A 22008-nucleotide genomic window follows, 5' to 3' on the forward strand; every position below is an offset into this window, starting at 1 on the left:
GCTGTTTTAAGAGGCGGCCAGTAAGAAGCCGCCAGAATGAAAAGAAGGCTCACTTCTCTTTTTTGGAAGGAACCCTTAAAGGGTCCTTATGAATCGCTGACATATGGCGAATGTCGCTCAGGGAAAGGCCGAACTTTTCGCCCCATTTCTTCAGTATTCCCTCATACTCTCCTGAACGAAGCAGGCTTTCCATACCGGCATCAAACTTCTGCGCATTCTGCTCTCCTTGAGGATGCTTCTTACTAAACATCAGGTAAATGCCCCCCGTCCCAATCGGCCCGAGAACTTTCAGGCTTTTCCGCACGGACTCTGTCTGCTTTCCCAGCAAATAGTAGTAGGTCAAAAAATTCACGACCCCATGGGAAACCCGCTTCCCCGCCACCAGCTTCAGGACATTGGAATCGGAACTGACAAACTGCTTTTCAATCTTGGGGTGATAGTCGAATTCGGCACCATAAGAAAAACCATTGGTAACCGCCACTTTTCGGCCTTCCAAATCACTGACGGAACTGACCTTTCCTTCCGGACTGTCTTTATACGCGATCGCGATGGCACTGGTTATCACCAAGGGATGCTCTGGAAAAATCAGAACATTCAACATCGTGGGATCATAGGTCGTGCTAAAACACCCCAGCTCTGATCCGGCCTGCACCTTGGCTAAACAGCGGGAATATGGCACAGCTTCAAACTGCACTTCCAGATTCTGAGTGCGAAAGGCACTGCGCACGATATCGGCGGAAAGTCCTTCCACCTGCTTCCCCTGACCGGAGCTGTAGGGGGGAAAACTGTCTTCAGCCAAAATTTTAATGACTTCAGCATGCGCAGAGGTGGTCAGAAATGCTAACCCTAAAAAAAGGACCTTCCATGCACATGACACCGGCACACCTCTTTGCATTGAGATTCTTCGCACCAGTACATCATGTCTGATTCAGGATGTAAAAACTTTGTCGGGAATACCAACCCGAAGGACTGTTAATTCACAGTAAAACGCTTAACGGAACTCGACCTTGTCAATCGTGACAAACTCTTCTCCGGCCGGTTTGACAATGCGGACTTCATCGCCTTCTTTCTTACCCAATAAAGCGCGTGCCACCGGCGACTTCCAGGAAATTTTCCCCAGCTTTGGATCAAACTCATCCTCGCCAACAATCTGATACACAACTTCGTCACCGTCTTCGTTCAGCAGGGTCACCGTGGCGCTGAAAAGCACAGTGCTGCCCTTCATCTGTTTTGGATCAACAAGCTCCGCATCCTCGATTCTTTTGGTCAGAAAATGCACGCGACGGTCGATCTCACGCAAACGGCGTTTGCCGTATTGGTAATCCGCGTTTTCCGAACGGTCGCCGTTGCTGGCGGCCCAGGCCACCACTTCCACTAATTTCGGACGCTCCACGTGCATCAGCTCGTGATATTCCGCTTTCAGCTTAGCCAGACCTTCGGGGGTGATATAGTTCTTCTTGTTGTCCATATGGCAAGACTCTAGACCATCTGCCAGAGACCTTACAAAGGTTTATACCTCGCATTCCATAATTTCGACCTTCGACGACTCGGACCTAGACTTAAGCTCCATTTAATAATGAGACTTTCTCTCCGAAAAAAGATAGAGGAGGAATCGATGAAAAAACAATGGAAACGTCTGCTTATTGCCGCTTTAAGCTCGTCTTCCGTGTTTGCAGGAACGTGGGTTTGGTATCAATCCACCGACAGCAATCGCGCCTCTCATTCCAATGAAAAACCGCTGGCTTACGTCGGAAAAGTGGTTGAAGACATTCAGCGGCGTCCGGCCTCCCGTCTGTTGTGGCAATTGGTGAACACCGGCGAACCACTGTATAACGGCGAAGCCATTCGTACCAGTGAACGCGGCGAAGTACGCATCCAGTTTGTGGATTCAGATCGCTATTTGGATCTGGAACCGGAATCCCTGATCGTTATCAAAAAATCCGAAGGCGAAATCGCCCTGGATTTGATGGAAGGTAGTTTGTTCGTCAATGCCAAAGCCGGTGCGGGTGACAGCAATGCCCCGGGACTGGTTTTAAATTCCGCCAATGGTAAAGTCGATCTGTCCCAGGCCTCGGCGTCTCTTTCCAAAGGAAGTGGAAACTCTGTGGACGTTCAAGTCCTTGAAGGTAAAGCCTCCATCAAAGGCAGCAACGGTCAAACTCAGGATCTGACAACTCGTGAAGAAGTGCAGATTCTGTCGCCATCCCCGCAAAAGCCGGTGGCGATGAACGCGGAAAGTCCTGACCCGGTTTCTTTCCAATGGCGTGGTTTCCCTGCCAACACCCAGGTGTCCTTGTGGGTGGGCCCAAGCCGTAAACAACTTAAAGAAGTTAAAAAAGCCAGCCTGAATGCCAGCCAGCTTCAGGCTCCGCTGTCTTTTGGCCGTCATTATTGGAAACTGGTGGCCATGACCCCTCAGGGCACCGTGGCCGGAGAAAGTCCCATCTACAAAACCGAAGTGCTGGCGCGCTATGCTCCGACTGTGACCTTCCCGACTGCCGATGCGGAAATTCCGGCAGCACAACTGCCTTATGACCTGAGCTTTAAATGGCAAAAAGGCGATGACACACGCCAGACCACTTTGGAAATCTGGTCTGATGAGAAAATGACCCGCAAGATTGCCACCCAGTCCTTTACCAAAGAGGAAAGCTTCACCGTACCGGGTCTGAAAAGTGGCACTTACTACTGGCGCATGACTTCCTATTTTGTCGATACGGAAAAACCTGTGCTGGGTAAAGTGCAGAAATTCACCGTCGGTTCTGTAGCTGAACTGAATGCAAAAAAAGCACCGATCCCTGTCCTGGTGGATTTCACCATGCCGGAAAAAAATCTGGTGCAGTACTACGTTGAACAGCCTCAGCTGGATCTTTCCTGGAAAGGTGACCGCATTGATCAGGTGGCGTCCTGGAGAGTTAAATATCGCGGAGAAAAAGAAGCTCCGGAAGCTGCGCGCAGCATGGATGTCAAAGAAACCAAAGTCACAACTCCGGTTCGCAAACCGGGTCGTTACATTGCCTCTATTGAAGCTCTTTCCTCTGATGGAAAAGTTTTGGGCACGGCAAGCTCGCAAATCCTGACGGTCAGTCCGTTGCCTTTGCTACAAGCTCCGGTGTTTACCCCGGCGGAAGGCATGTTGCAGGCCTCTAACGATGGCCGCAGCCAGCTGGTCTGGAGCAAAGTGGATGGTGCCAGGGAATATTGGCTGACAATCAGAAAAAATGGCAAACAGCTAAAACGCAGCAAATATGCGCAGAATTCCACGTCGCTTAAAAATCTGCTGCCCGGAGAATATGAAGTCGAAGTGTCTGCGGTGGACAACTACGGTCGCAGCAGTGAGGTGCTGCCGGCCCGTAAACTTTTGGTGCCGGACACGTCGAATATCAAAGCCCCTACTTTAAAGAAGATCAAGGTCAATTGATGAAGTTAACTAGTGCGTTCATTCTTTTGCTAATCTCTTTCTGGACCTCACTGGTCTGGGCGGCGCCTTATCGCCGACTCGTTAATTTCGAGTGGGAAGCAATTGAAAACGCCAAGTCTTACGAAATCGAATTAAAACAGGTCAAAGCTCAGGGCGAGGAAGCCAAAACCTTCACCTTCAAAGTCAGAGAAGCCGTTTGGAATGGCCGCCTGACCCCTGGCAAGTACATGATGAAACTGCGTTCCCGTGACTATCGTGGAGTTCCCGGCAAATGGAGTGAGGAAAGTGAATTCAACGTCGGCCTGGAAACCGCTGTTTTGAAATTCCCGGGTTCCCGACTGCAAATGCCGACTCAGGAAAATGACAAAACCACAGTGAACTTCAAATGGGACCCGGTGGGCGGAGCCGATCGTTATCAGTTCACCTTGATTTCTGAAGACGGAAAAACCCAGATCACAGAAACCCTGAAAGAGCCGTCCTTTAAAACCACCATCCCCGTGGCTTCGCACTATACTTGGAAGGTTTCCTCTGCCAACGATGAGGGTATCGTCAGTGATGCCACTGCCGTCGGACAATTCACAATCATGGGGAAACCGGTTGAAAATCCGCGCATTGAAAAGCCAGAAACAGATTTTGTGCGCGAACTGAAATGGTCCAAGCCTGACTATGTCAGCAGCTATGACATCTATATCCTGAAATACAACAAGACAGCCCGCAAATGGGAAAAAATGAAAATCCTTGAAAACTACCAGCAGGACACTTTGCCATTTGATGAAAGCTGGCCGGGCGGACAATACCAGGTCGGCATCCGCGCAAAATCAGATTTGCGCCCACCTTCCAAACTGGCCAAGCAGTCCTTCTCTGTGCGCAGTGGAGATCGTTCCCCTGCTGCCGAATACACGGCACTGGTTCGTAAATCCATTGATCGTGTCACCGGCTGGTATGCTGTCGCCAGCTATCTGGTCACTGAAATGCAATATCAGGGTATCAATCCTGAAAAGAACTCTTCCGTGGCTTATAAAGCTCTTGGAGGAACAGGGCGCATGGGTATCGGCTGGTTCAGTCCCAAAACCCCATGGGGCTTCCTGGGGATTTTGGACATGAGCGGATTTACCTTCAACGGCAAGACGCAAACTTTTGCTTCCGCCGAAGCCAATGCCGTTTATCGCAAAGCCACCGGCGACCGCGGGGAATTCCGCTTCCAGGCCGGGCCCTACTATAAAGAACTGCCGGAAACCGTGGGTGATCCATTCTCCGGACAGTCCTCTGATCTGAAAATCAGTTCGGCCGGTCCGCACTTTGGAGCAGAATACTGGTATTCTTTAAGTCCGAAACTGGGCATTCAGGTGAATGCCCATGTCTATATGTCACTGATGAAAATCAGCACTCCGAATGGCGAGCCCATGGACCCGAAAATGTCCACGCAGTTTGGCTTCCTGGGAAGCTACCGTTTCACCCCCCGCTTTACGGGATTGATCGGTTATGCCCGCCGTGAGGATAAAATGTCTTATAAGGCCGCGACAGGAACAGACAGCTTCGCCAGCGAGGGGGATGTCAACGAATCCACCATCGTCGGAAACTACTTAAATATCTTTGCTGAGTGGAGCTTCTAGTGATCAGGAGAGAATTATGAGAATACCCATTTCCACAAAACTCATCACGGTCACCATCCTGATTCTGGTGGCGGCAACCGGAACGATCACCTGGATTTCCTCTTCGTATTTCGAGAAAAAAGCTGCGGAACAGGTGGATATCGCCAATCTGGAATCCGCAGCGGCCAAAGCCAAGGAAATCGAAAACATCGTGGCCAGTCTGGTGGACAAGACTCGTACAACCGCATCCCTGCTGACGAAAGGGGCGGCCTCCCATACCGCTGCTGGCGATGATTTTGATTTTAACTTTACCAAAGATAAAAACTTTATTGCGCTGGAAGTTCTTAAGCTGGACGGCCCTGCGGTGGAAACCGTGGCGCGCAAGGTGAAAGACGATGTTCTAAAACCCTATGGTCTGACGCCGGTGTATATCACTCATTTGCGATCCTGGCAGAAGTTCCCGATTCGTTCCGTGGCTCAGGGAAGCATTGAAATTAAGAATGCCTCTTACCCGAAGGCCCCGGCCATGATCACCATCGGCATTCCGCTAATACGTGATGAACAAGGAAAAATCACACACATTGCCCTGGCCGACGTGACCCTGGCTCCGTTTGAAAAGCCCTTCACTGATCCGTCTGAACGCACCCAGTATCTGATTGATCGCAACGGTGAATTGTTAGCCCATAAAGACGAACAAAAAGCCATGGCGCGTTTGAACATGGGAAAATACCCCATTGTGCAAAAGGCCCTGACTCAAAAATCGCCGCAGTTCCAGACAAAGTTCCTGAATCCTGATAACGACAAGGACTACTTCGGGGCCTCCGTGAAAACCTCTTACGGTGCCACGGTGATCTCACAAACTTCAGAGGAAACCATTCTGGAGGTTTCCAACGAGGTCAAACGCCGGGCGATCTTTGTCGCGGGTTCTGCTATTTCCATGGCGATCTTCTTTATCTTCCTGTTCTCTATGACCCTGACCTCCCCGATTGAAAAACTGGCGGAGATGATCAATCTGGTTTCCAAAGGGAACTTCAATGTGAAGGCCCGTGCCGCCGTCAGATCCCATGACGAAGTGGGCGATCTGGCCGAAGCATTTGATCACATGACGGAAGGTCTGAAGGAACGCGATAAAGTAAAAAGTCTGTTCTCGAAATTCCACGGGTCCTCTGTGGCCGAGGACTTGATCAACAAGGACATCGGGGTTGGCGGTCAGACCAAAGAGGTCGTGGTCTTCTTCTCGGACATCCGGGGCTTCACGGCATTTTCTGAAAAGCGTTCGCCGGAAGAGGTCGTTGAAATGCTGAATGAATACTTCGGTGTGATGGTTAAAATCATCAACAGTCACGGTGGCGTTGTTGATAAGTTTATCGGTGATGCGATCATGGCTGTGTGGGGCGCACCAAAAAGTTCTGATCGCGATGCCCATCAGGCTGTTCGCGCCTGTCTGGAAATGAGACGTGCCCTGCAGGATCTGAATGAACGCCGCATCGCCCGCAGTCAGCCGCCGATCAATATCGGTATGGGCCTGCATGCCGGCAAGGCAATTTCCGGAACCATCGGTTCAGACGAGCGTATGGAATACACCGTCATCGGAAACACCGTCAATACGGCTTCCCGTATCGAAGCTTCAACAAAAGCCTTCGGTGCCGACCTGCTGATTTCGGACACTGTCATAGAAAAGATTGGTGAGGACTTTAAAACCGAGCTGGCCGGAGCCGCTGAAGTCAAAGGGCGCTCTGAGGCCCTGAAGATGTTCAAAGTCCGCGGCTACAGAGCTGAAGACGGAAGCATGATCGAGGTTCGCACCCCTTATTCCGACTACGAGGCCGAAGCCGCTGACAAAGTAAAAATCAAAGACGCTGCCTAGCGCTCACTCGCCGGAGCACGGGAGCCTGACGAAACTGCCGCAACAGCAGAGGCAGTTTCTTTTTCAGCCACCGGTTGCGCCGTCGCCACCTGACGGAACTCTAGCGCTCACTCGCCGGAGCACGGGAGCCTGACGAAACTGCCGCAACAACAGCGGCAGTTTCTTTTTCAGCCACCGGTTGCGCCGTCGCCACCTGACGGAACTCAGGATAAATAAAAGCTTCCGTAATATAGACACTGCGTGTGGGATCTTTCTTAGAGGATAAGATGGATGGTGCGCTTGCACAGGACACGACATTCAATAATAGAAAACACAGCAACAACACTTTCAACTTCATACATCCCCCCGGATATCACTGTAGATTAGGTCCTTTGCATGCTTCCTGCCACCCCTGGATGCAATAGGTTGTTTATAAGCGAAAACTCCTTAAGCACTGTCTAAAATATATTAGACAGTCCATTTGCATCGGATCACAACTGTACAGATTCAGCACATGTTCAAACATTTTCCGATTCCGAAAAATCTGACCTGAAAACAAGTACTCACACAAAACATGGAAAACTTTTGGCTGAATTTCATCGACATGCGAATTTGTAAGATTTCAGCAGCTTAGGTGCTGGCCCGCCCGTTGCTTTGTCAAACCTTCGCAGGGGGAAACGATGAGAAAGATTTTGTGGACCATATTGTTTGTAGCAGCAGCGGTTCCGGAATATGCCTTGGCTAAAGATGTTATATCCACAGGCACATTCAATCAGATGATTGACGAAGGCAACGCCGCAGCGAAAGATCTTAATGCCACGATCGCACGCAATATCAGCTCCACCGGTGGGGCGAGCTTCAGAGGTGAGGTCATCACCGTGGTGGATAGCAAGCGCAATCCGGTCAAATACAATCCGTTCCTGAACGAGGACGAGGTTGAGGTCAAATCCATTCGCGACTCTGAATAGTTTCTTCGTTCCATTTTCATTCTAAAAGTCTCTGTTATTTACGATCCGGGGGGATACTGTGAATAAACTAACTCAATTTTCAAAATTGGTTCTGTGTGGAGCTCTTGTTGAGGCTGTCGTAGGTTGCAGCCAACCAGTACGTTTCGCCCCCTCAGCCCTTGAACAAAGCTCTTTATCTGACAACGCCTTTGGCACAACTCCGGTGCTTCCGGAAGTGGAAATCCCAGAGGTTCCAAAGGTTGATCCGTTCAACCCTTACAAGCACATGACAGACGTTGCCGACGGTGATGATTCCATGACACCGAATCTGGCCAGTGCTGATTCCATCAATGGCAAACCTGTTTCCAACTGCGAGCGCATCCGCCCTGACGGTTCCGACCGCTACGAAGAGGAACGCCAGGCGGCTCTGCAAGCTGCTAAAGAAGACACTTCTTTGATCCCGGTGCGATTCTCTGTTTCTGCGGGCAGTGCTGTGGATACAATTGCGCATTGGTCCCATCAAAGATCCATTCTAAGAAAAGATTCCAGCGGTGTGACACCGATCTATGTTGGCGCGGCGAAAAAAGACACTGACGCGTGCAAATGGTCCACAAACTGCACACCGAAGGCGGCCATCACCAATCACTTCCACTATCTGGTGGATCACATGACAGCGCGCAGTCAGTTCATCACTGGTTCCAAATGCTTCTTCAGTACGGTCCGCGCTATTGCCAGTGTTGAAAACACAGGCGTCGTGACAGCTTTCGATGGTCAGGATCAGGTCATCCCCGATGCGGTTGCTTTGCAAAATCATTCCCTGCGCAATCTGTACTATGGTGAATCCTATGCAGACGATGTGAATTCCGGCAGTCCCCGTCTTTTCAAAAAGCTCGGTGACGGTTCTCCGAATATCGTGAACCTTTATTTGGCGGACCTTCGTGAAAACATTAACGATACCAATAAGAAGTCCTTGAGTATTCTGACTCCGGATTTCATCAAACTCAGTAAAGGTCTGACTCGTGGTGATGAAGTGACTTTGACTTTCAAGCAGATCTTTGACCTGCGCACAGTCTGGTCTCAAAGAGATTTTATCACCTCAGTTCTTTCCACTCAAAGATCTGTGAAAAGCGGCACCGGTGCGACCGTTACAATGGGTGCCTGCAATGCGGGTGATCTTTGTTACTCTGCTTACGAAGCGGTGCCTCAGTTGATTCAATGGATGGTTCACTCCGGTGTGGATGGAACAGCCATGTCAACGAAGTACACACCACTGGTTCTGGATCTGGGGGAAAAGAATGTGCAAACTTCCAGCGTGGAAGGCGGCAGCTTCTTTAATCTGGCAAACCTAAAAGTCGATGGCAGCGACAACGATCTGGATGGCGGTCAAAAAGTCAGTCATATGACAGCCTGGCTGGGTGGCAAACTGGTTAGCAAGGAATCTGAGAACTCTGTGAACAAAACACTGTTCAAACGAGAAATCGAAGACGGATTCCTGGTCGTGCCAAATGCCGATGGCAGCATCACCAGCGCAAAAAACCTGTTCGGTTCTGAAATGAAGGTCAAAGTGGGCGAAGAGGAAAAAACTTTTGCCAACGGTTTTGAAACTCTGATCGCTTTGGCTGGCAAAGACTGTGAATCCGAAGATCCTAAGAAGCACTATCTGGGTCCTTGGGACGGTGAGCTGTACAGTCAGAAAATCAAAGTCTGGGTGGACAAAAACCGCAATGGTATTGCAGATGAATCCGAAGTGATCTCTTTATCTGACGCCCGTGTGGCCGCAATCAATGCCTGCCATGTGGTTTATGCCAACGAAAAAGACAAATACGGCAACAGCACTGAACTGCGTGCCCCATTCATGATGCTGGAACAAGGCGAAGTCCTGGCTTCAGCGGAACAAACAGAAGGTGTTTCTGAAGATGAAATCCTGACTCGCCTGGCGACAGGTAAAAAGAAAGACGGTCAAACTGCGGAATTCCGCATGATCGTGGACATCTTCTTTAAAGCTAAAACAGATGTGATTCTTGAAAATGTGGACCCTTCCCGAGTCCAATCGACAAAGGGAGGTGTCCAGCTAGCACAGATTGGTCAATAGTTTAGATTCCAAAACCTAAGAGACATAAAGCCACCGCCGTCAAAAGCGGTGGCTTTTTTATTAAGTGCGAACGCTAAGACCATCTTTCAATGCCAGCTTTTGCGCGCGCAAAGCCGGGATCAGACCAATAACAGTCCCACCAACCAGTGTGATTGCCAGATAAAGCAATTCAGAACGCGTAAACCAAGGGCCCACCAAATACAGACCGAACTCTGTTTCAATCCACGGCTTCAAAGCCGCCACCAAGCCGACAGAAACCACGACACCTGACAAAACACCGACAGCTGTCAAAAGAGCGGATTCAAACACCAGTAAACCCACAATCTGAGTGGACTTCGCCCCCACCGCACGCAAAATGGCCATTTCACGACGGCGCTCGTTCAGGGTTGTGGTCAGTGCGATAAGCATTGCCATGAATCCAACAGCCACCACCATCCAGGAAATCATGCGCAACACACCTTCGACATAAGACAGACCATTCCAAAGCTCACTTAAAGTCGCCCCCGGAATGATCGCCAGCAACGGCTCTTCTTTGTAGGTGTTGATTTCACGCTGTAACTTCAAAGTTTCAATGCGTGACTTGGCACCGACAAAGAACGCGGTGATCGTCTGCACAGGCAATGTTTCTTTGCTTAACTTGTTGTGAGGAACAATTTTATCCGGTGACGGAGCTGATCCATCCTGCCAGTCAATGTGCAAAGCTTCCATCCCCTGCAAGGACATGTAAACCGCACGATCCAGCGGAGTGCCTGTTGCCTCCAAAATTCCGGAAATTTTAAACGGACGATCATCATGCTGAAGAATGCCTTCGCCCTTGGTCACCCCGTGAGTCACCACCACACGGTCGCCCAGTTTATAACCAAGCTTGCGGGCCACTTCCGCACCGACCACCACATCCCAAAGGTCGTTGAACTCCTGCCCCTCGGCCAGAGTGACTTTACGATCCCCGCGATAGTGATAGTATTTGAAGAAATCCTGATTCGTGCCGACAACGCGGAACCCACGATGGCCGTCCCCCAAAGAATAGGGAATCGTCCAGTCAATCGCCGGATTCATCCGAACCTTTTCGTAAGTTTCATAGGAAATATTGTGAGTCGCATTTCCCATGTTAAAAACCGTATAAAGAATCAATTGCAGCGGACCGCTGCGTGCACCGACAATCAGATCAGTTTTACTAATCGTTTGCGTGAAGCCTTCTTCAGCAGCACGCTTGGCCCGTTCCACGGTCAGTAACAAGGCCACACTTAAAGCAATGGAAATCACCGTAAGTGTTGTTGCAAACGCCCGATTCTGCAAAGACTTGATTGCCAACTTCAAAAAGACCATCACACAACCTTGTTAATGGATTCTAAAGAAAGAGAACGACTGAATAGTTTTTCAATGCTGCGGTCATGGGATACGAAAATCACCGTCGTGCCATACAGCTCGGAAAGTTCAAACATCAGCTTCAGAAATTTTTCCCGATGATCAGCATCCAAAGCCGAAGTCGGTTCATCCGCCAAAAGCAAATCGGGTTTCCCCAAGAGTGCGCGGGCCACAGCCACGCGCTGCTGCTGTCCGACACTCAGTTCAGTGACTTTCTTTTCCAGAAGGTCGGCAATCCCCAGATTGCCACACAAAGCGCGGATCACCATTTCCGTATCCACAGTGCCCAGGCGGGCCTTGCGCGAAGCACTTAGATGCAAAGGCAATTCAATATTTTCCTGAACAGACAGATATGGAATCAGATTGAAGCTTTGGAAAACGTAACCCATGTGTTCTGCCCTGAAGGCATCACGTTCGGCATCGGACATTTTTACCAGATCACGTCCCAGAATTTCCACAGAGCCCCTTGTTGGACGCAAAACCCCCGCCAGAATTTCCAGCAAGGTTGTTTTACCTGTTCCACTGGGACCGTACAAAAACAGCTCTTCGCCTTTGTTCACCCGGAATTCAGGAACGTGCAAGGTCGGAGAAGTCTGCCCACTGTATGTGTAGGACAGATCTCTCAGGGTGATCAATTCGCTACTTGAGCTCAAGACTTTCTCCGTTCTTTTTCACTTCCAGGGATTTTTGCACCTGGTCTGCCAGAACCTCCACCTGCACTTTTTTCAGACGTGGATAGGTCTTCTGGAAATTGAACGTCACCGTGCTGCCCGCCACTGGAGCTTCGCAGTTAATTGCATACTCCGCCTCGACATCGGAATGATTCTTTTGTTCGATGACTTCAAAGATCTCTTTTTTCACTTCGCATTTAAGCGCCGGATCAAAGACCACCATTTCAGCCATGGCATCCAGCTTGCCCAGGCCTTCCTCTTTTTTCTGTTTGTCTTTTTTGCTTTTTGCAGAATGCTCAAAACCGTAGATGGCTTCCGTCGGAGCATGAAACTCCAACTTTCCTTTTTTCCCATCAAAGGCAAGACTGACTTTTCCCGTTCCGTGAACATGAGCTCCATGTTCCGTGTGCGCCAATGCCATCAATGACAAGAGAAGAACTTTTAACACAAAGACCTCCTAGAGAGTTATTTATACGGTTCGATGGCCTCTCCGACCAGTTCGAAGGACGCATCCCCGTACATAGATTTCTTAGTGACTAAATTCAAAGTTCCATGAACCCAGATCGGACCAATTGCTGCATCGGTTCCTTTTTTCATTTTCACATAGACCATCTGATTCGGTGGTGGCGGCGGAACGTGGATGCAGGCCTGCGGGCTGGGCACCAACAGAAACTCCACGACTTCCTTTTGGTTGTCCTCTAAAGGAACCATGAACCCCGGAATCTTCACGATCTTGCCGTCCAGTGCTTTAAGCTCTGAAGACGACTTTCCAGTGATGTAATCCATTTCACCCAGCAGACGCCAGTCCACTTCGACGCCGTTTAAAACAGCTCCGCCGGAACCCGCCAGTTGATAAACAACCGCCGCCGTCACGGCCACCAAAATGAAAATGCCTGCTAAAACCCACTTCTTCATATATCCATTAAAGACTCAGCCCTCTTTAAATGCAATAGCTTTGCGCAGTGCCCGAGCCTCTGCTATAACGAAGACTTGTTAGTCAAAAAAGGGCCAATTCTATGAGCAACAAAATTCAAAGTGTCCGCGGCACTCGTGACCTTCTTCCTGAAGACAATCTTCTTTTCCGTTTTGTCGAAGAATCAGCCTATAAAAAGGCACTTCTGTACGGTTATGGAGAGATTGAAACCCCGATTTTTGAGTTTTCTGACGTTTTTCACCGCACTTTGGGTGAAACTTCCGATGTTGTGAATAAAGAGACTTATGATTTTACAGATCGCGGTGGTGAAAAATTGACCCTGCGTCCCGAAGGCACTGCGGGTGTGGCTCGCTCTTTTATTTCAGAAGGCATGATGCAGAATCTTCCTCTGAAATTCTATTATTCCGGCCCGATGTTCCGTTATGAACGACCACAAAAAGGACGTTATCGTCAATTTTACCAATTGGGCGCAGAGTGTTTAGGTTATGAATCCCCTTTGGCCGATGTGGAATGCATTGCTCTGGCGTGGGATCTGCTGAAGCAAATCGGCATTTCTGCAGACTGCACCCTGGAAATCAACACTTTGGGTGATGCAGAAAGCCGTGCGGCTTACCGCGACACTCTTGTTCAGTACTTTACAGCCCACAAAGACCAGCTTTCTGAAGACAGCAAAATGCGTCTGGAAAAAAATCCGTTGCGCATTTTAGATTCCAAGGATGAAGGCGACAAAAAGCTGAATGCCAATGCCCCCAAGTTGGAACAATCTCTGAACCAGACATCACAGGATTTCTTCGCCAAAGTTTTGGCGGGGATTGAAAAACTCGGCATCCCTTACAAAGTGAACAATCATCTGGTGCGCGGACTGGATTACTACTGCCACACGGTGTTTGAATTCACGACCTCCAAACTGGGTGCCCAAGGCACTGTTTTAGCCGGTGGCCGTTACGATGGTTTGATTGAAACCATGGGCGGACCGAAAACCCCGGGCGTGGGCTGGGCCGCGGGCATTGATCGCCTGGCGGATCTGGTGCCTAAAGAGCTTGCCGTGAAACCTGAAGTGCTGGTGGCCATTATCGGCGCTGACGATCAGGGCGAGGATGAAAGTGTCAAGGTCGCACATGAAATCCGCAGCCGTGGCCTGAAAGCTGAAAACTTCCTGTCTGGAAAAATGGGCAAGAAAATGCAAAAGGCCAATAAAGCCGGGGCTCACTATGCTTTGATTTTGGGTGGCAACGAAGTCACCAATAAAACAGTGACGGTGAAGAACTTCACCACCGGCGAACAAAAAGAGATTTCACGCGAAGAACTGAAAACCTTTTCGTTTTCAATTTAGAGCTTGAAAAACAAAAAACCCGCTTTTCTGAAGCGGGTTTTTTTATTCTTTCTTACTGAATATTTCGCAGTTTGAATTCCATTTTTGGGAAAACGATCCCGCCCCCGAAGCCCAGCTTTACAGCGACATGGAACAGATCATTCACCCTGTTCTGAGCCGGCAGCCAGGAACCTTCCAGTCCCAGAAACGCTTCCGCCACCACACCCACTCCCCGACCGTAAACGGCGCCGTTGAGTTCACTGATATTCACCCCGCTGGGAATGAAGCTGAACATCCACTTGTATGCGATCTCAAACTTCAAGCCACCGTTTTTAAAATCGCACAGATACATTTCGGGGATGCGCACCACTTCGTCAGTTCCCGGCACCAGGAAAGCGGCATCAAAGGCCCACACATCATGGTCCATCAAAAGAGCCCCGTTCATGCCATGCGCATAGAGATAACCTTTGATCGGAATCTTCTGGCCAGGATCGACATTGAACTGCTGTTGCAAAAGCACAATCAGTTGATCAATCTGTTCCTGCGAAAGGCGTGTGTTCTTTTTCAGGGATGTCGCCAGAGTTTCCCGGGACATCCCCTCGTCTTTATCAAAATCCAAAGCCCAAGCCTGCGACGGCCCCAATGAAAGCCCGCCCAATAAAAGCACGAACACGACAAGTCTGATGATCATGGTGATATCTCCTTGTCAAAAAGGCTACCGCGAAAGACCAGACCTGAAAAGTCCTTTAGCAGGTCTATTTGATGGAAATAAAGATCTCAACCTGATATCTGGAGGCAGGCAGAACTTTTGACACCAATCCGGCGGAAACAGCATCGAAAGAATTCACCTGTTTTCCCAACACAAAAGAATACTCGCCATTCACATCGCTCGCATAATACCAGCTTCGCTCATTTCAGCTTTGTTGCTAGTGCGAACTTCGATACCGACAATTTTAATATCATTTTTTTCTGTCATTACAGGCATCACAGGGCACCTCTTGGGAAGACAAAAACAAAAAAGCCACCCGACGGTGGCTTTTTCAAAACTACTTACGATTCAACTTGATCGAATGCCCTTTGTTCCAGCCCGAGATCTTCAAAGAACTTGCCCGTGTCCAGACAAACATCATGATCAAACCAACAGCGAACATCGCAACACTGAGCCACTGCCCACGCGTCAGCCCCAAAGCCTGGAAACCGATATGCGCATCCGGCATACGGAAGTGTTCATCCACCACACGCACCACGGCATAGATCAAAATAAAGCACGCAGCGATAAAGCCCGGCTTGCGTGGTTTTCTCCACAAGAAGAACAGGAACAGGAAGATCACCAAGCCCTCGCCCACAGCCGCAAATAACTGCGATGGATAGCGCGGGGTCAATAAAGGCGCAATCGCCTCTTTCGCAGCGGTGTTGCCGTTTTGAATGGCTTCGATCACATTATTTAACACGGAATAAAGCTGTTCGCGCGCACTTACGTCAAAGCGGAATTTGTCCACCAGTTCCAGCCACTGCTCGCGACCCACACCGATTTTTTCCACCACTGGCACCAGTTCGGACAACTTGCTGGCTTCCTGTGAAGGCCAGCTTGTGATGTCTTGCGGGAACTTCACAGCCAACGGATAAGTCGGGTCACAGGGACGCCCCACCAGTTCACCATTAATGAAATTCGCAATACGACCAAAGAACACACCGACAGGACCACTGACCGCCACCAAATCAAAAAGATAAAGAGTGTTCACGGAATACTTGCGCGCATACAACCAGCACGCGATCACGATACCGATCATTCCACCGTGACTGGCCATACCGCCTTCATTCACAGCAAGCACACCCCAAAACGGGAACGTGCCTTTGAATTTCAGGAAAAGATCCGGGCCATAGAAAAGCACATAACCCAAACGACCACCCACCAAAGTTCCGATCGCCGCATATGTGATAAAGTCACCCACCATCTGCGCTGTCATCCCCGCACGCTGTCTGCGTACCAACCAGGTGATCAGCAGATAGGCGCAGATAAAGCCCATCATGTAAGACAAACCATACCAACGAACACCAAAGTCGCCGGAAATTCTTAATGCAAAGGGATCGAAATCATGAACCACAGGATATCCTTCTTTTTGTAAAACTAATTCGTAGCCCTCGTCGCAAAGTGATGCACTCACGACTTCGTGACCTGCCCGATTTGAGACGCTCTATGGACCTGGGACCATAAAAGCGAGAAAATAGGGGTATGTCTAGGTTTTCATCTGTGCTTCTACTCTGCATTATTTTGGCCGCGTCCCTGGCCGAGGCACAAAGTGCCAGTCGCTGGGGCAGCGGAATTGATTTCACCAAGCGCGCTGCCGCCCGGGAAAAAGGCCGCTGGTCTCTGTCTGAATGGATGGAGACCAAAAACCGCAACCGCATGATGGACATGTGGCTGTCGGTTAATTCGCCTTCCCCCTATGAGTTCGCTCTGGGAGGAACCTACAATTCCTTCAAAACAGAAGTGGAAGGTTCGGGCACGAGTGAATCTCATGTCTCGTACAGTGGTGAGGTGTCAGCCTATGCGCAGTTTGTGGGTCTGACAGCGGAATATGAAAACAACACGGAAGAGGACTTCAGCGATCTTGGCGGAATGCTTAATATCCGCCTGCTGGGGAACTCTATCCAGAACACGGCCTTTACCATTCATTATGGTCTGCGTACACGCGAAGGGGCCGGAGACCGCCTGTCCCAGCAGTTTGGACAAGTTTCATTACAGGTATATTTAACCAAGTATTTCGGAATCGACGGGAAATATCGTTATTTCCTTCCCACCTCCACGGATGATTTAGGAGATGTCGAAGGGAATCGTGCCGAAGCCGGGCTTTTCATAGACTTCAAAGCCATCCGGATCTTCGGAAGCTGGTTTAAGGAGAGCCAGAAAACAAAAATCCCTGCTGCGACGGATGACACGGTCACCGATCGCACAGGGATCAGGTCAGGAATCAAGATCTTCTTCTAAGAAGACGAAAGGGCCCTTATGGGGCCCTTTTTTATTAATCCAACTGAATCAATTTGTTTTCGCCGCTTACGAAGTAAGACTCAGTGGCTTGTTCGTATGCCATTGGAGAAGTGGCTTTCCACTCCATGTTCATTTGCATACCCGCTACAGGATCACGTTTTGAACCTGTGTTGAATACAGATGGGATAACCGCAGTTGCGTCGAAGTTGAAACCCCAGGCAACAGAAAGGTTCGCTGGCATGAAGGTCGCGTTAGTGATGTATTTACCAACACCATCAGCAGAACCACCCGCAGTGTAAGTTACACGGTAAGAGAAATCGACAACAGCCATGCCGAAACCATTTTCATAAACAACGTTGTAAACTTTGGACTGAGGAATGTTCCAACCGTGAAGGTCAGACCAGCAAGTCAAACCAGCTGGAAGAGCATTTGCAGTGTCCATTTTCAAGTTAACAACAGATTTACCCGCGTTGATAACTGCGAAGATTTTTTTACCGATGTTGATGATTTGATCCACGATCAACTCGATTGCGTTCAATGGATTCACTTCGTTAGCGATTTCGTTTTCGCCAGCGAATTTCACGCGCAATGGACGTTGAGAGTTGCAATCCTGAGACAAACCGTTTGCACCTTTTGCAAACGTATCCATTTGCGGATACTGCTCAGTCACGTCACGAACTGTGACTTTTTTGATTTCAAAGTAAGCTTTATCAGTAGCAAAAGCGGAAGACGCCATACCCAGTGTCAACGCCGCTGCGATTAGAGAACGAATCATTTGGACCCCCTTGTTTCGTTGGCAGGGGTCATACCAAGGCAAATACGAGCTTTCAAATGAAAAAGTCCAACTGCTAACTATTTAATCTTTTGCAACGCATCACCACTGCTTAGTGAGCGTAAGCATAGGGAAAATCCAGGATTTCGAGTTGGAGTCGTTCGACTCAACCCCGGAAACAGTCTTCTTGGAATATGTTGCAAGATAGTAATTAAGCGAGGCTCCCAGATGAAGCCCCTCCCGCACCTCAGGCATCACCCCGAACTGAAACCACATGCTGGTGCCAGTCCACTCCTCTGTAGTTGTGCCATCGGAAAACTGCCCCTTGCTAAGGATATTATAGGCCATGCTCAGACTATAAAGCTGGTTACGCCCAAACTGCCATTTCAGGTAAGGCCCCGTGTCCACCGAACTGTAGGTGGTTGTTGCCGTGTCCTTGTCGGTATGGGAAATGCCGGAATAGTTCCAGCCTCCCCAGATATTCTTTTTCAAACTGAAAAGCGCGCCAAGATTATAAAAATACTTTGTGGAGGTCCGAGTTTCTGAGGTGGAAAGAGTATCTGCCATATAGGTGCCGCCCACTTCCAGTAAAAAACCGGCCTGGGCAGTGCTTGAGACGATTAAAAAAAGCAGCGGTAAAAGTTTCTTCACAGCCTTTTTATCGGCGAAAGTAGTTAGGACCCCAAGGCCAGTCAGGGTCCAGAGAGGTCCGGTTATTTATTACGTTGAAGAAGGGCGGCATAGAAGCCGTCGTAGCCCTCTTTATCCGGGCGCACATGAATCTGCTTGAGCAAAGTCCAGTCGGAACCGTGTTCGCTCATGAACTTTTCAATCTGCTTTTCATTTTCGCTCGGGAACAGGCTGCAAGTGGCATACACCATCTGCCCGCCTTTTTTGGTCATCTTGCAATAGCCCGTCAGAATTTCGTACTGAAGACCGTGCAGACGGTCGATTTCGTCATTGCTCAACTTCCATTTACTGTCAGGGTTGCGGCGCAAAACACCCATTCCTGAACACGGCACATCCAGCAACAAACGGTCCGCAGTGTCGTACAAACGCTTGATCACTTTGTTGGAATCAATCAGACGTGTTTCAATCACGTCCACACCATCACGGCGCGCACGCACTTTCAGCTCTTGCAATTTCCATTCGTGAATGTCCAAAGAAATGATCTTGCCTTTGTTCTTCATCATGGACGCCAGATGCAGACTTTTCCCTCCGGCTCCGGCGCAGGCATCAATCACACGGTGACCGGGCTCAACACCCAAAAGTGGCGCCACCATTTGCGACGCTGCATCTTGAACCTCGAACAAACCTTTTTTGAAAGGTTCGGTGATGAACACATTCTTGCGTTCCACCAAACGCAAAGCATTTGGCAGATCCGGCGACACTTTCGTGGCATTGATACCGGCTTCTTCCAAAGTTTTGATCAGTTCGTCAGGAGTGGTCTTCAAAGTGTTGGTGCGCAGGAAAACCTCGGCCGGCTTGTTCAACGCGCGCATGGCATCTTTCCACTCAGCCCCCAGTTCCTGGGTGCCGCGTTCGTGCATCCAGTCGGGAATACTCTGGGCCACCGCGAAGGAAGAAACATTCTTTTCACGTGCAATCACTTCGGCGGGATTCAGACCGTCAAGTTCTTCCCAATCCGGCAGTTCGTTCCCGCCGCGCACCCAATAGGCGCCCCACACTTTCCAAAGATCGTTGTCGTCAGCCATATGGCTAAGCAAACGTTCCCAGCGCACGATTTCGTAAACTGATTCCGCAAAGAAACGACGGTCACGGGAACCCCAACGGGTGTTGGCCTTCAGGTGGCGTTGAATGACTTTGTCTGCATAGAAGCCCTGTTCAAAGACTTCATCAAGAGCAGTAACGATTTCGGATACGAGATGTTTATGAATTTTCAAAATGTAAATACCAAGCCAGTGGCCAAAAAGGTTCCGTTGAACTGCCCGGAGGACAGAATAAGAAGGTGGTTTTTTAAACCAGCTTCGATGAAGAATCCAGTATTTTCAAAGATATCAAAGAAACGAGCCCCTGCGATCAGCTGATAGTCCAAAGACAGTGCAGATTTTCCAGAGGCCTGCTTAAAGAACACACCCAATCCCAGCCCCGCACCGAAATAAAGTGGAAAACGTGAGGACGCATCCGGGAAGGTGATCAAAGGCATGAACGACAGCTTCGTCGGGTTTTCATCCGCCAGATCGAATTCGGAATAATCCATGCGCAACGCCAGATCCATGGAGTTGTACCACTCGCCCACTCGATAAGTGACGCCGAACTGGTTTTTCCCCGCATCGTCTTCCTGACCATTCTTACCCCAGTCATAGGATTGCGATGCCATATAGCGGCCAAAGTGCAAAGCCAGATAATGATCAGAAGTGCCTCGGACAGAATTGCCATAAGACTGCGCCGGATCACGGGGCTGGAAGTATTTGGCAGCAGCATCACGTCCAACTACCGGCTGGGAATCTTGAGCTGTGGCCACAGAAGCTACAAACAAGGGCAAAATCAACGCTAGAAAAGTCTTCACACGCACCTCAATTCTGCCCTCTATTCTATCCAGCTTTTAGCCTGCCAAGGAAGGTCCATAACGCATCAAGACAAAGGCGCTGGACCCGTTGACTCACGAGGGCTGGCTCCCTAATCTCCGGCTAGCTTTTAAGCGGGACTAAAGACTATGAAATGCCCATTTTGCGGACATGCTGATGACAGAGTTTTGGATACCCGAGTGCAGAAGGACGGAAGCATCCGCCGCCGTCGTGAGTGCCTCGAGTGCAAAGCCCGTTTCTCGACAGTGGAAACGATCATGCTCGCATTCCCGTTCATCATCAAAAAAGATGGACGCCGCGAACCGTTCAGCAAAGAAAAAATCCTGAAAGGCCTTCAAGCCTCCTGCCAAAAGCGTCCGGTCAGTCTGGCACAGATTGATGCTGTGGTGGAAAAAATCTCTGCCTGGGTTATCAACCGTGGCGAATCCGAGATCTCTTCCCGTCTGATCGGCAAAAAAGTGATGGCTGAATTAAAACAACTTGATGACGTTGCCTATATTCGCTTTGCAAGTGTATATAGAACGTTCAAAGACGTTCAGGAATTTGTGGAGACTCTGGAAGACGCCGAACTTCTTGATTTTGTCGATGCAAGTAATCCACAATTAAGCCTCACAGCGATGACATTTGTTGAAAGCGAGAAAAGTACCAATCATGAAACTGACAGCAAGACGCCAAGCCCGCGAACTCGCCCTCCAGGTCCTCTTTCAAACTGAGTTTGCTCCGCAGATCAGCTACCAAACCTTCCTTGAAGTGTTTGAGCAGAGTCTTGACCCCGAAGTGATTTCCTACGCCGATCTTCTCGTGACTGGTGTTCAGGCGCAGAAATCCGCCATTGATTCCAAAATTCAAGCCTCCAGTGCTCACTGGAAAGTTGAGCGCATGGCGACGATTGATCGCAATATCCTGCGTATCGCAGTTTATGAAATGCGTTTTGCCTCTGAACCAATCAAAGAAAACATCGCCATCAATGAAGCCGTTGAAATTGCCAAGAAATACGGCACCTCTGATTCCGGCAGCTTCGTTAACGGCCTTTTGGATCAAGTCGGTAAGGCTCACTAATGGCACTCAGCGTACTTTCCCAGGCCAGTGCACTGAATCCGGGTTCTGACCTGTGGATTGTGCCTGATCTGGAAAAGTCACCCTGGACAGCCAAGCTGGACTGGTATCTGAATTTCCAAGTCTGTAAATCCTCCCGCCACCACAACCCGACTTTGCCAGAGTTCGTCGAATCTGTTGTGCACGAGGCGGAGCTGGAATCCCCGCTAAAGCCCTCTGCATCCTCGGCTCCGCTGATGATCGCCTCTGAAAAACTGCTGCCGAATAAATGGGTCGTGGTTCTTCCGTGGAATGGGGACCTGACAGCATGGACGGCGGAAGTCTTTGGCATCTGGAAAAACCTGAAAGAGCCCACCTTGCGCATTTTCCTGCCACCTGGACAAAGTACCGGGAACCTGCAGATCGCGTGGCAGGCCCATCATCCTTCACAGGAATTCACTGTCGTACTTGATTAAGTGCGTGTTT

General features: G+C 49.6%; 23 protein-coding genes. 10 read left to right on the top strand and 13 right to left on the bottom strand.

The genetic code is table 11. The features are described 5' to 3' along the window. Nucleotides 1-49: 49 nt before the first annotated feature. Together EZJ49_RS02575 and greB are read right to left on the bottom strand one after the other, a co-directional pair. Nucleotides 50-877 (bottom strand): substrate-binding periplasmic protein, encoded by an 828-nt coding sequence (locus EZJ49_RS02575; RefSeq protein WP_262554065.1) that lies wholly within the window; start codon nucleotides 875-877, stop codon nucleotides 50-52. A gap of 114 nt (nucleotides 878-991) precedes the next feature. Then, nucleotides 992-1468, bottom strand: a complete 477-nt coding sequence (greB, locus tag EZJ49_RS02580; protein ID WP_262554066.1) for a transcription elongation factor GreB — start codon at nucleotides 1466-1468, stop codon at nucleotides 992-994. Between the two features lie 147 nt (nucleotides 1469-1615). Here greB and EZJ49_RS02585 point away from each other — a divergent pair, with 147 nt between their 5' ends. The 3 genes from EZJ49_RS02585 to EZJ49_RS02595 are packed head-to-tail and all read left to right on the top strand — an operon-like array spanning nucleotide 1616 to nucleotide 6877. Next, nucleotides 1616-3418 (top strand): hypothetical protein, encoded by a 1803-nt coding sequence (locus EZJ49_RS02585; protein WP_262554068.1) that lies wholly within the window; start codon nucleotides 1616-1618, stop codon nucleotides 3416-3418. After that, complete coding sequence (locus EZJ49_RS02590) at nucleotides 3418-5031, top strand: hypothetical protein (RefSeq protein ID WP_262554070.1); 1614 nt, start codon at nucleotides 3418-3420, stop codon at nucleotides 5029-5031. Before EZJ49_RS02585 ends, EZJ49_RS02590 begins: the two co-directional genes overlap by 1 nt. Before the next feature lie 16 nt (nucleotides 5032-5047). Next, nucleotides 5048-6877, top strand: coding sequence for an adenylate/guanylate cyclase domain-containing protein (locus tag EZJ49_RS02595; protein ID WP_262554072.1), 1830 nt, complete (start codon nucleotides 5048-5050; stop codon nucleotides 6875-6877). Between the two features lie 100 nt (nucleotides 6878-6977). Here the strand turns inward: EZJ49_RS02595 and EZJ49_RS02600 are convergent, their stop codons facing one another. Further along, nucleotides 6978-7214, bottom strand: a complete 237-nt coding sequence (locus EZJ49_RS02600; protein ID WP_262554074.1) for a hypothetical protein — start codon at nucleotides 7212-7214, stop codon at nucleotides 6978-6980. A gap of 322 nt (nucleotides 7215-7536) precedes the next feature. On the opposite strand from EZJ49_RS02600, the gene EZJ49_RS02605 reads away from it, so the two are divergent. Then, nucleotides 7537-7824: a hypothetical protein gene (locus EZJ49_RS02605; RefSeq protein WP_262554075.1), complete on the top strand. Its 288-nt coding sequence runs from the start codon at nucleotides 7537-7539 to the stop codon at nucleotides 7822-7824. A gap of 58 nt (nucleotides 7825-7882) precedes the next feature. Next, nucleotides 7883-9895, top strand: a complete 2013-nt coding sequence (locus EZJ49_RS02610; protein WP_262554077.1) for an iron-regulated protein frpA — start codon at nucleotides 7883-7885, stop codon at nucleotides 9893-9895. 60 nt (nucleotides 9896-9955) lie between these two features. Here EZJ49_RS02610 and EZJ49_RS02615 read toward each other — a convergent pair whose 3' ends face one another. Genes EZJ49_RS02615 through EZJ49_RS02630 form a run of 4 tightly spaced genes read right to left on the bottom strand, consistent with a single transcriptional unit; the run spans nucleotide 9956 to nucleotide 12846 of the window. Then, a complete protein-coding gene (locus EZJ49_RS02615) occupies nucleotides 9956-11221 on the bottom strand; it encodes an ABC transporter permease (protein WP_262555920.1) in 1266 nt (421 codons plus the stop codon). Continuing rightward, nucleotides 11221-11913 (bottom strand): ABC transporter ATP-binding protein, encoded by a 693-nt coding sequence (locus EZJ49_RS02620; protein ID WP_262554079.1) that lies wholly within the window; start codon nucleotides 11911-11913, stop codon nucleotides 11221-11223. The genes EZJ49_RS02615 and EZJ49_RS02620 overlap by 1 nt, the downstream gene beginning before the upstream one ends. Beyond that, a complete protein-coding gene (locus EZJ49_RS02625) occupies nucleotides 11900-12379 on the bottom strand; it encodes a DUF2796 domain-containing protein (RefSeq protein WP_262554081.1) in 480 nt (159 codons plus the stop codon). Before EZJ49_RS02625 ends, EZJ49_RS02620 begins: the two co-directional genes overlap by 14 nt. 17 nt (nucleotides 12380-12396) lie before the next feature. Then, nucleotides 12397-12846 (bottom strand): DUF3299 domain-containing protein, encoded by a 450-nt coding sequence (locus tag EZJ49_RS02630; protein ID WP_262554083.1) that lies wholly within the window; start codon nucleotides 12844-12846, stop codon nucleotides 12397-12399. Nucleotides 12847-12947: 101 nt separating this feature from the next. On the opposite strand from EZJ49_RS02630, the gene hisS reads away from it, so the two are divergent. Next, nucleotides 12948-14198, top strand: a complete 1251-nt coding sequence (gene hisS, locus EZJ49_RS02635) for a histidine--tRNA ligase (protein ID WP_262554084.1) — start codon at nucleotides 12948-12950, stop codon at nucleotides 14196-14198. 52 nt (nucleotides 14199-14250) lie between these two features. Here the strand turns inward: hisS and EZJ49_RS02640 are convergent, their stop codons facing one another. Continuing rightward, entirely contained in the window at nucleotides 14251-14868 is a 618-nt protein-coding gene (locus tag EZJ49_RS02640) for a hypothetical protein (RefSeq protein WP_262554086.1), read from the bottom strand. A 355-nt stretch (nucleotides 14869-15223) separates the two neighbouring features. Continuing rightward, nucleotides 15224-16282, bottom strand: a complete 1059-nt coding sequence (gene lgt / locus EZJ49_RS02645) for a prolipoprotein diacylglyceryl transferase (protein WP_262554087.1) — start codon at nucleotides 16280-16282, stop codon at nucleotides 15224-15226. A 146-nt stretch (nucleotides 16283-16428) separates the two neighbouring features. On the opposite strand from lgt, the gene EZJ49_RS02650 reads away from it, so the two are divergent. After that, nucleotides 16429-17166, top strand: a complete 738-nt coding sequence (locus EZJ49_RS02650) for a hypothetical protein (RefSeq protein WP_262554089.1) — start codon at nucleotides 16429-16431, stop codon at nucleotides 17164-17166. Between the two features lie 34 nt (nucleotides 17167-17200). Here the strand turns inward: EZJ49_RS02650 and EZJ49_RS02655 are convergent, their stop codons facing one another. From EZJ49_RS02655 to EZJ49_RS02670, 4 genes are all read right to left on the bottom strand, one after another. Beyond that, nucleotides 17201-17941, bottom strand: coding sequence for a hypothetical protein (locus EZJ49_RS02655; protein WP_262554091.1), 741 nt, complete (start codon nucleotides 17939-17941; stop codon nucleotides 17201-17203). Between the two features lie 99 nt (nucleotides 17942-18040). After that, nucleotides 18041-18589 (bottom strand): hypothetical protein, encoded by a 549-nt coding sequence (locus EZJ49_RS02660; RefSeq protein ID WP_262554093.1) that lies wholly within the window; start codon nucleotides 18587-18589, stop codon nucleotides 18041-18043. A 62-nt stretch (nucleotides 18590-18651) separates the two neighbouring features. Then, entirely contained in the window at nucleotides 18652-19842 is a 1191-nt protein-coding gene (locus tag EZJ49_RS02665) for an RsmB/NOP family class I SAM-dependent RNA methyltransferase (RefSeq protein ID WP_262554095.1), read from the bottom strand. Then, the gene (locus EZJ49_RS02670; RefSeq protein ID WP_262554096.1) at nucleotides 19839-20468 is read right to left on the bottom strand and encodes a hypothetical protein; all 630 of its coding nucleotides are present in this window, start codon (nucleotides 20466-20468) and stop codon (nucleotides 19839-19841) included. The genes EZJ49_RS02665 and EZJ49_RS02670 overlap by 4 nt, the downstream gene beginning before the upstream one ends. A gap of 147 nt (nucleotides 20469-20615) precedes the next feature. Between EZJ49_RS02670 and nrdR the strand changes: the two genes are divergently transcribed. From nrdR to EZJ49_RS02685, 3 genes are read left to right on the top strand one after another with little or no spacing between them, the layout of a single operon-like run. After that, the gene (gene nrdR, locus EZJ49_RS02675; protein ID WP_011163623.1) at nucleotides 20616-21200 is read left to right on the top strand and encodes a transcriptional regulator NrdR; all 585 of its coding nucleotides are present in this window, start codon (nucleotides 20616-20618) and stop codon (nucleotides 21198-21200) included. Further along, nucleotides 21139-21546: a transcription antitermination factor NusB gene (gene nusB, locus EZJ49_RS02680; RefSeq protein WP_262554100.1), complete on the top strand. Its 408-nt coding sequence runs from the start codon at nucleotides 21139-21141 to the stop codon at nucleotides 21544-21546. Before nrdR ends, nusB begins: the two co-directional genes overlap by 62 nt. Continuing rightward, the gene (locus EZJ49_RS02685; protein ID WP_262554102.1) at nucleotides 21546-21998 is read left to right on the top strand and encodes a hypothetical protein; all 453 of its coding nucleotides are present in this window, start codon (nucleotides 21546-21548) and stop codon (nucleotides 21996-21998) included. The genes nusB and EZJ49_RS02685 overlap by 1 nt, the downstream gene beginning before the upstream one ends. Nucleotides 21999-22008: the final 10 nt, after the last annotated feature.

It is taken from the genome of Bdellovibrio bacteriovorus, from assembly GCF_025558485.1.
GTDB classification, from domain to species: Bacteria; Bdellovibrionota; Bdellovibrionia; order Bdellovibrionales; family Bdellovibrionaceae; genus Bdellovibrio; species Bdellovibrio bacteriovorus_G.

Coding starts and splice junctions, on each gene's coding strand:
- greB (WP_262554066.1), bottom strand. CDS start 1,468: ATGGACAACAAGAAGAACTATATCACCCCCGAAGGTCTGGCTAAGCTG.
- EZJ49_RS02585 (WP_262554068.1), top strand. CDS start 1,616: ATGAAAAAACAATGGAAACGTCTGCTTATTGCCGCTTTAAGCTCGTCT.
- EZJ49_RS02590 (WP_262554070.1), top strand. CDS start 3,418: ATGAAGTTAACTAGTGCGTTCATTCTTTTGCTAATCTCTTTCTGGACC.
- EZJ49_RS02595 (WP_262554072.1), top strand. CDS start 5,048: ATGAGAATACCCATTTCCACAAAACTCATCACGGTCACCATCCTGATT.
- EZJ49_RS02600 (WP_262554074.1), bottom strand. CDS start 7,214: ATGAAGTTGAAAGTGTTGTTGCTGTGTTTTCTATTATTGAATGTCGTG.
- EZJ49_RS02605 (WP_262554075.1), top strand. CDS start 7,537: ATGAGAAAGATTTTGTGGACCATATTGTTTGTAGCAGCAGCGGTTCCG.
- EZJ49_RS02615 (WP_262555920.1), bottom strand. CDS start 11,221: ATGGTCTTTTTGAAGTTGGCAATCAAGTCTTTGCAGAATCGGGCGTTT.
- EZJ49_RS02630 (WP_262554083.1), bottom strand. CDS start 12,846: ATGAAGAAGTGGGTTTTAGCAGGCATTTTCATTTTGGTGGCCGTGACG.
- hisS (WP_262554084.1), top strand. CDS start 12,948: ATGAGCAACAAAATTCAAAGTGTCCGCGGCACTCGTGACCTTCTTCCT.
- EZJ49_RS02640 (WP_262554086.1), bottom strand. CDS start 14,868: ATGATCATCAGACTTGTCGTGTTCGTGCTTTTATTGGGCGGGCTTTCA.
- EZJ49_RS02655 (WP_262554091.1), bottom strand. CDS start 17,941: ATGATTCGTTCTCTAATCGCAGCGGCGTTGACACTGGGTATGGCGTCT.
- nrdR (WP_011163623.1), top strand. CDS start 20,616: ATGAAATGCCCATTTTGCGGACATGCTGATGACAGAGTTTTGGATACC.
- nusB (WP_262554100.1), top strand. CDS start 21,139: ATGAAACTGACAGCAAGACGCCAAGCCCGCGAACTCGCCCTCCAGGTC.
- EZJ49_RS02685 (WP_262554102.1), top strand. CDS start 21,546: ATGGCACTCAGCGTACTTTCCCAGGCCAGTGCACTGAATCCGGGTTCT.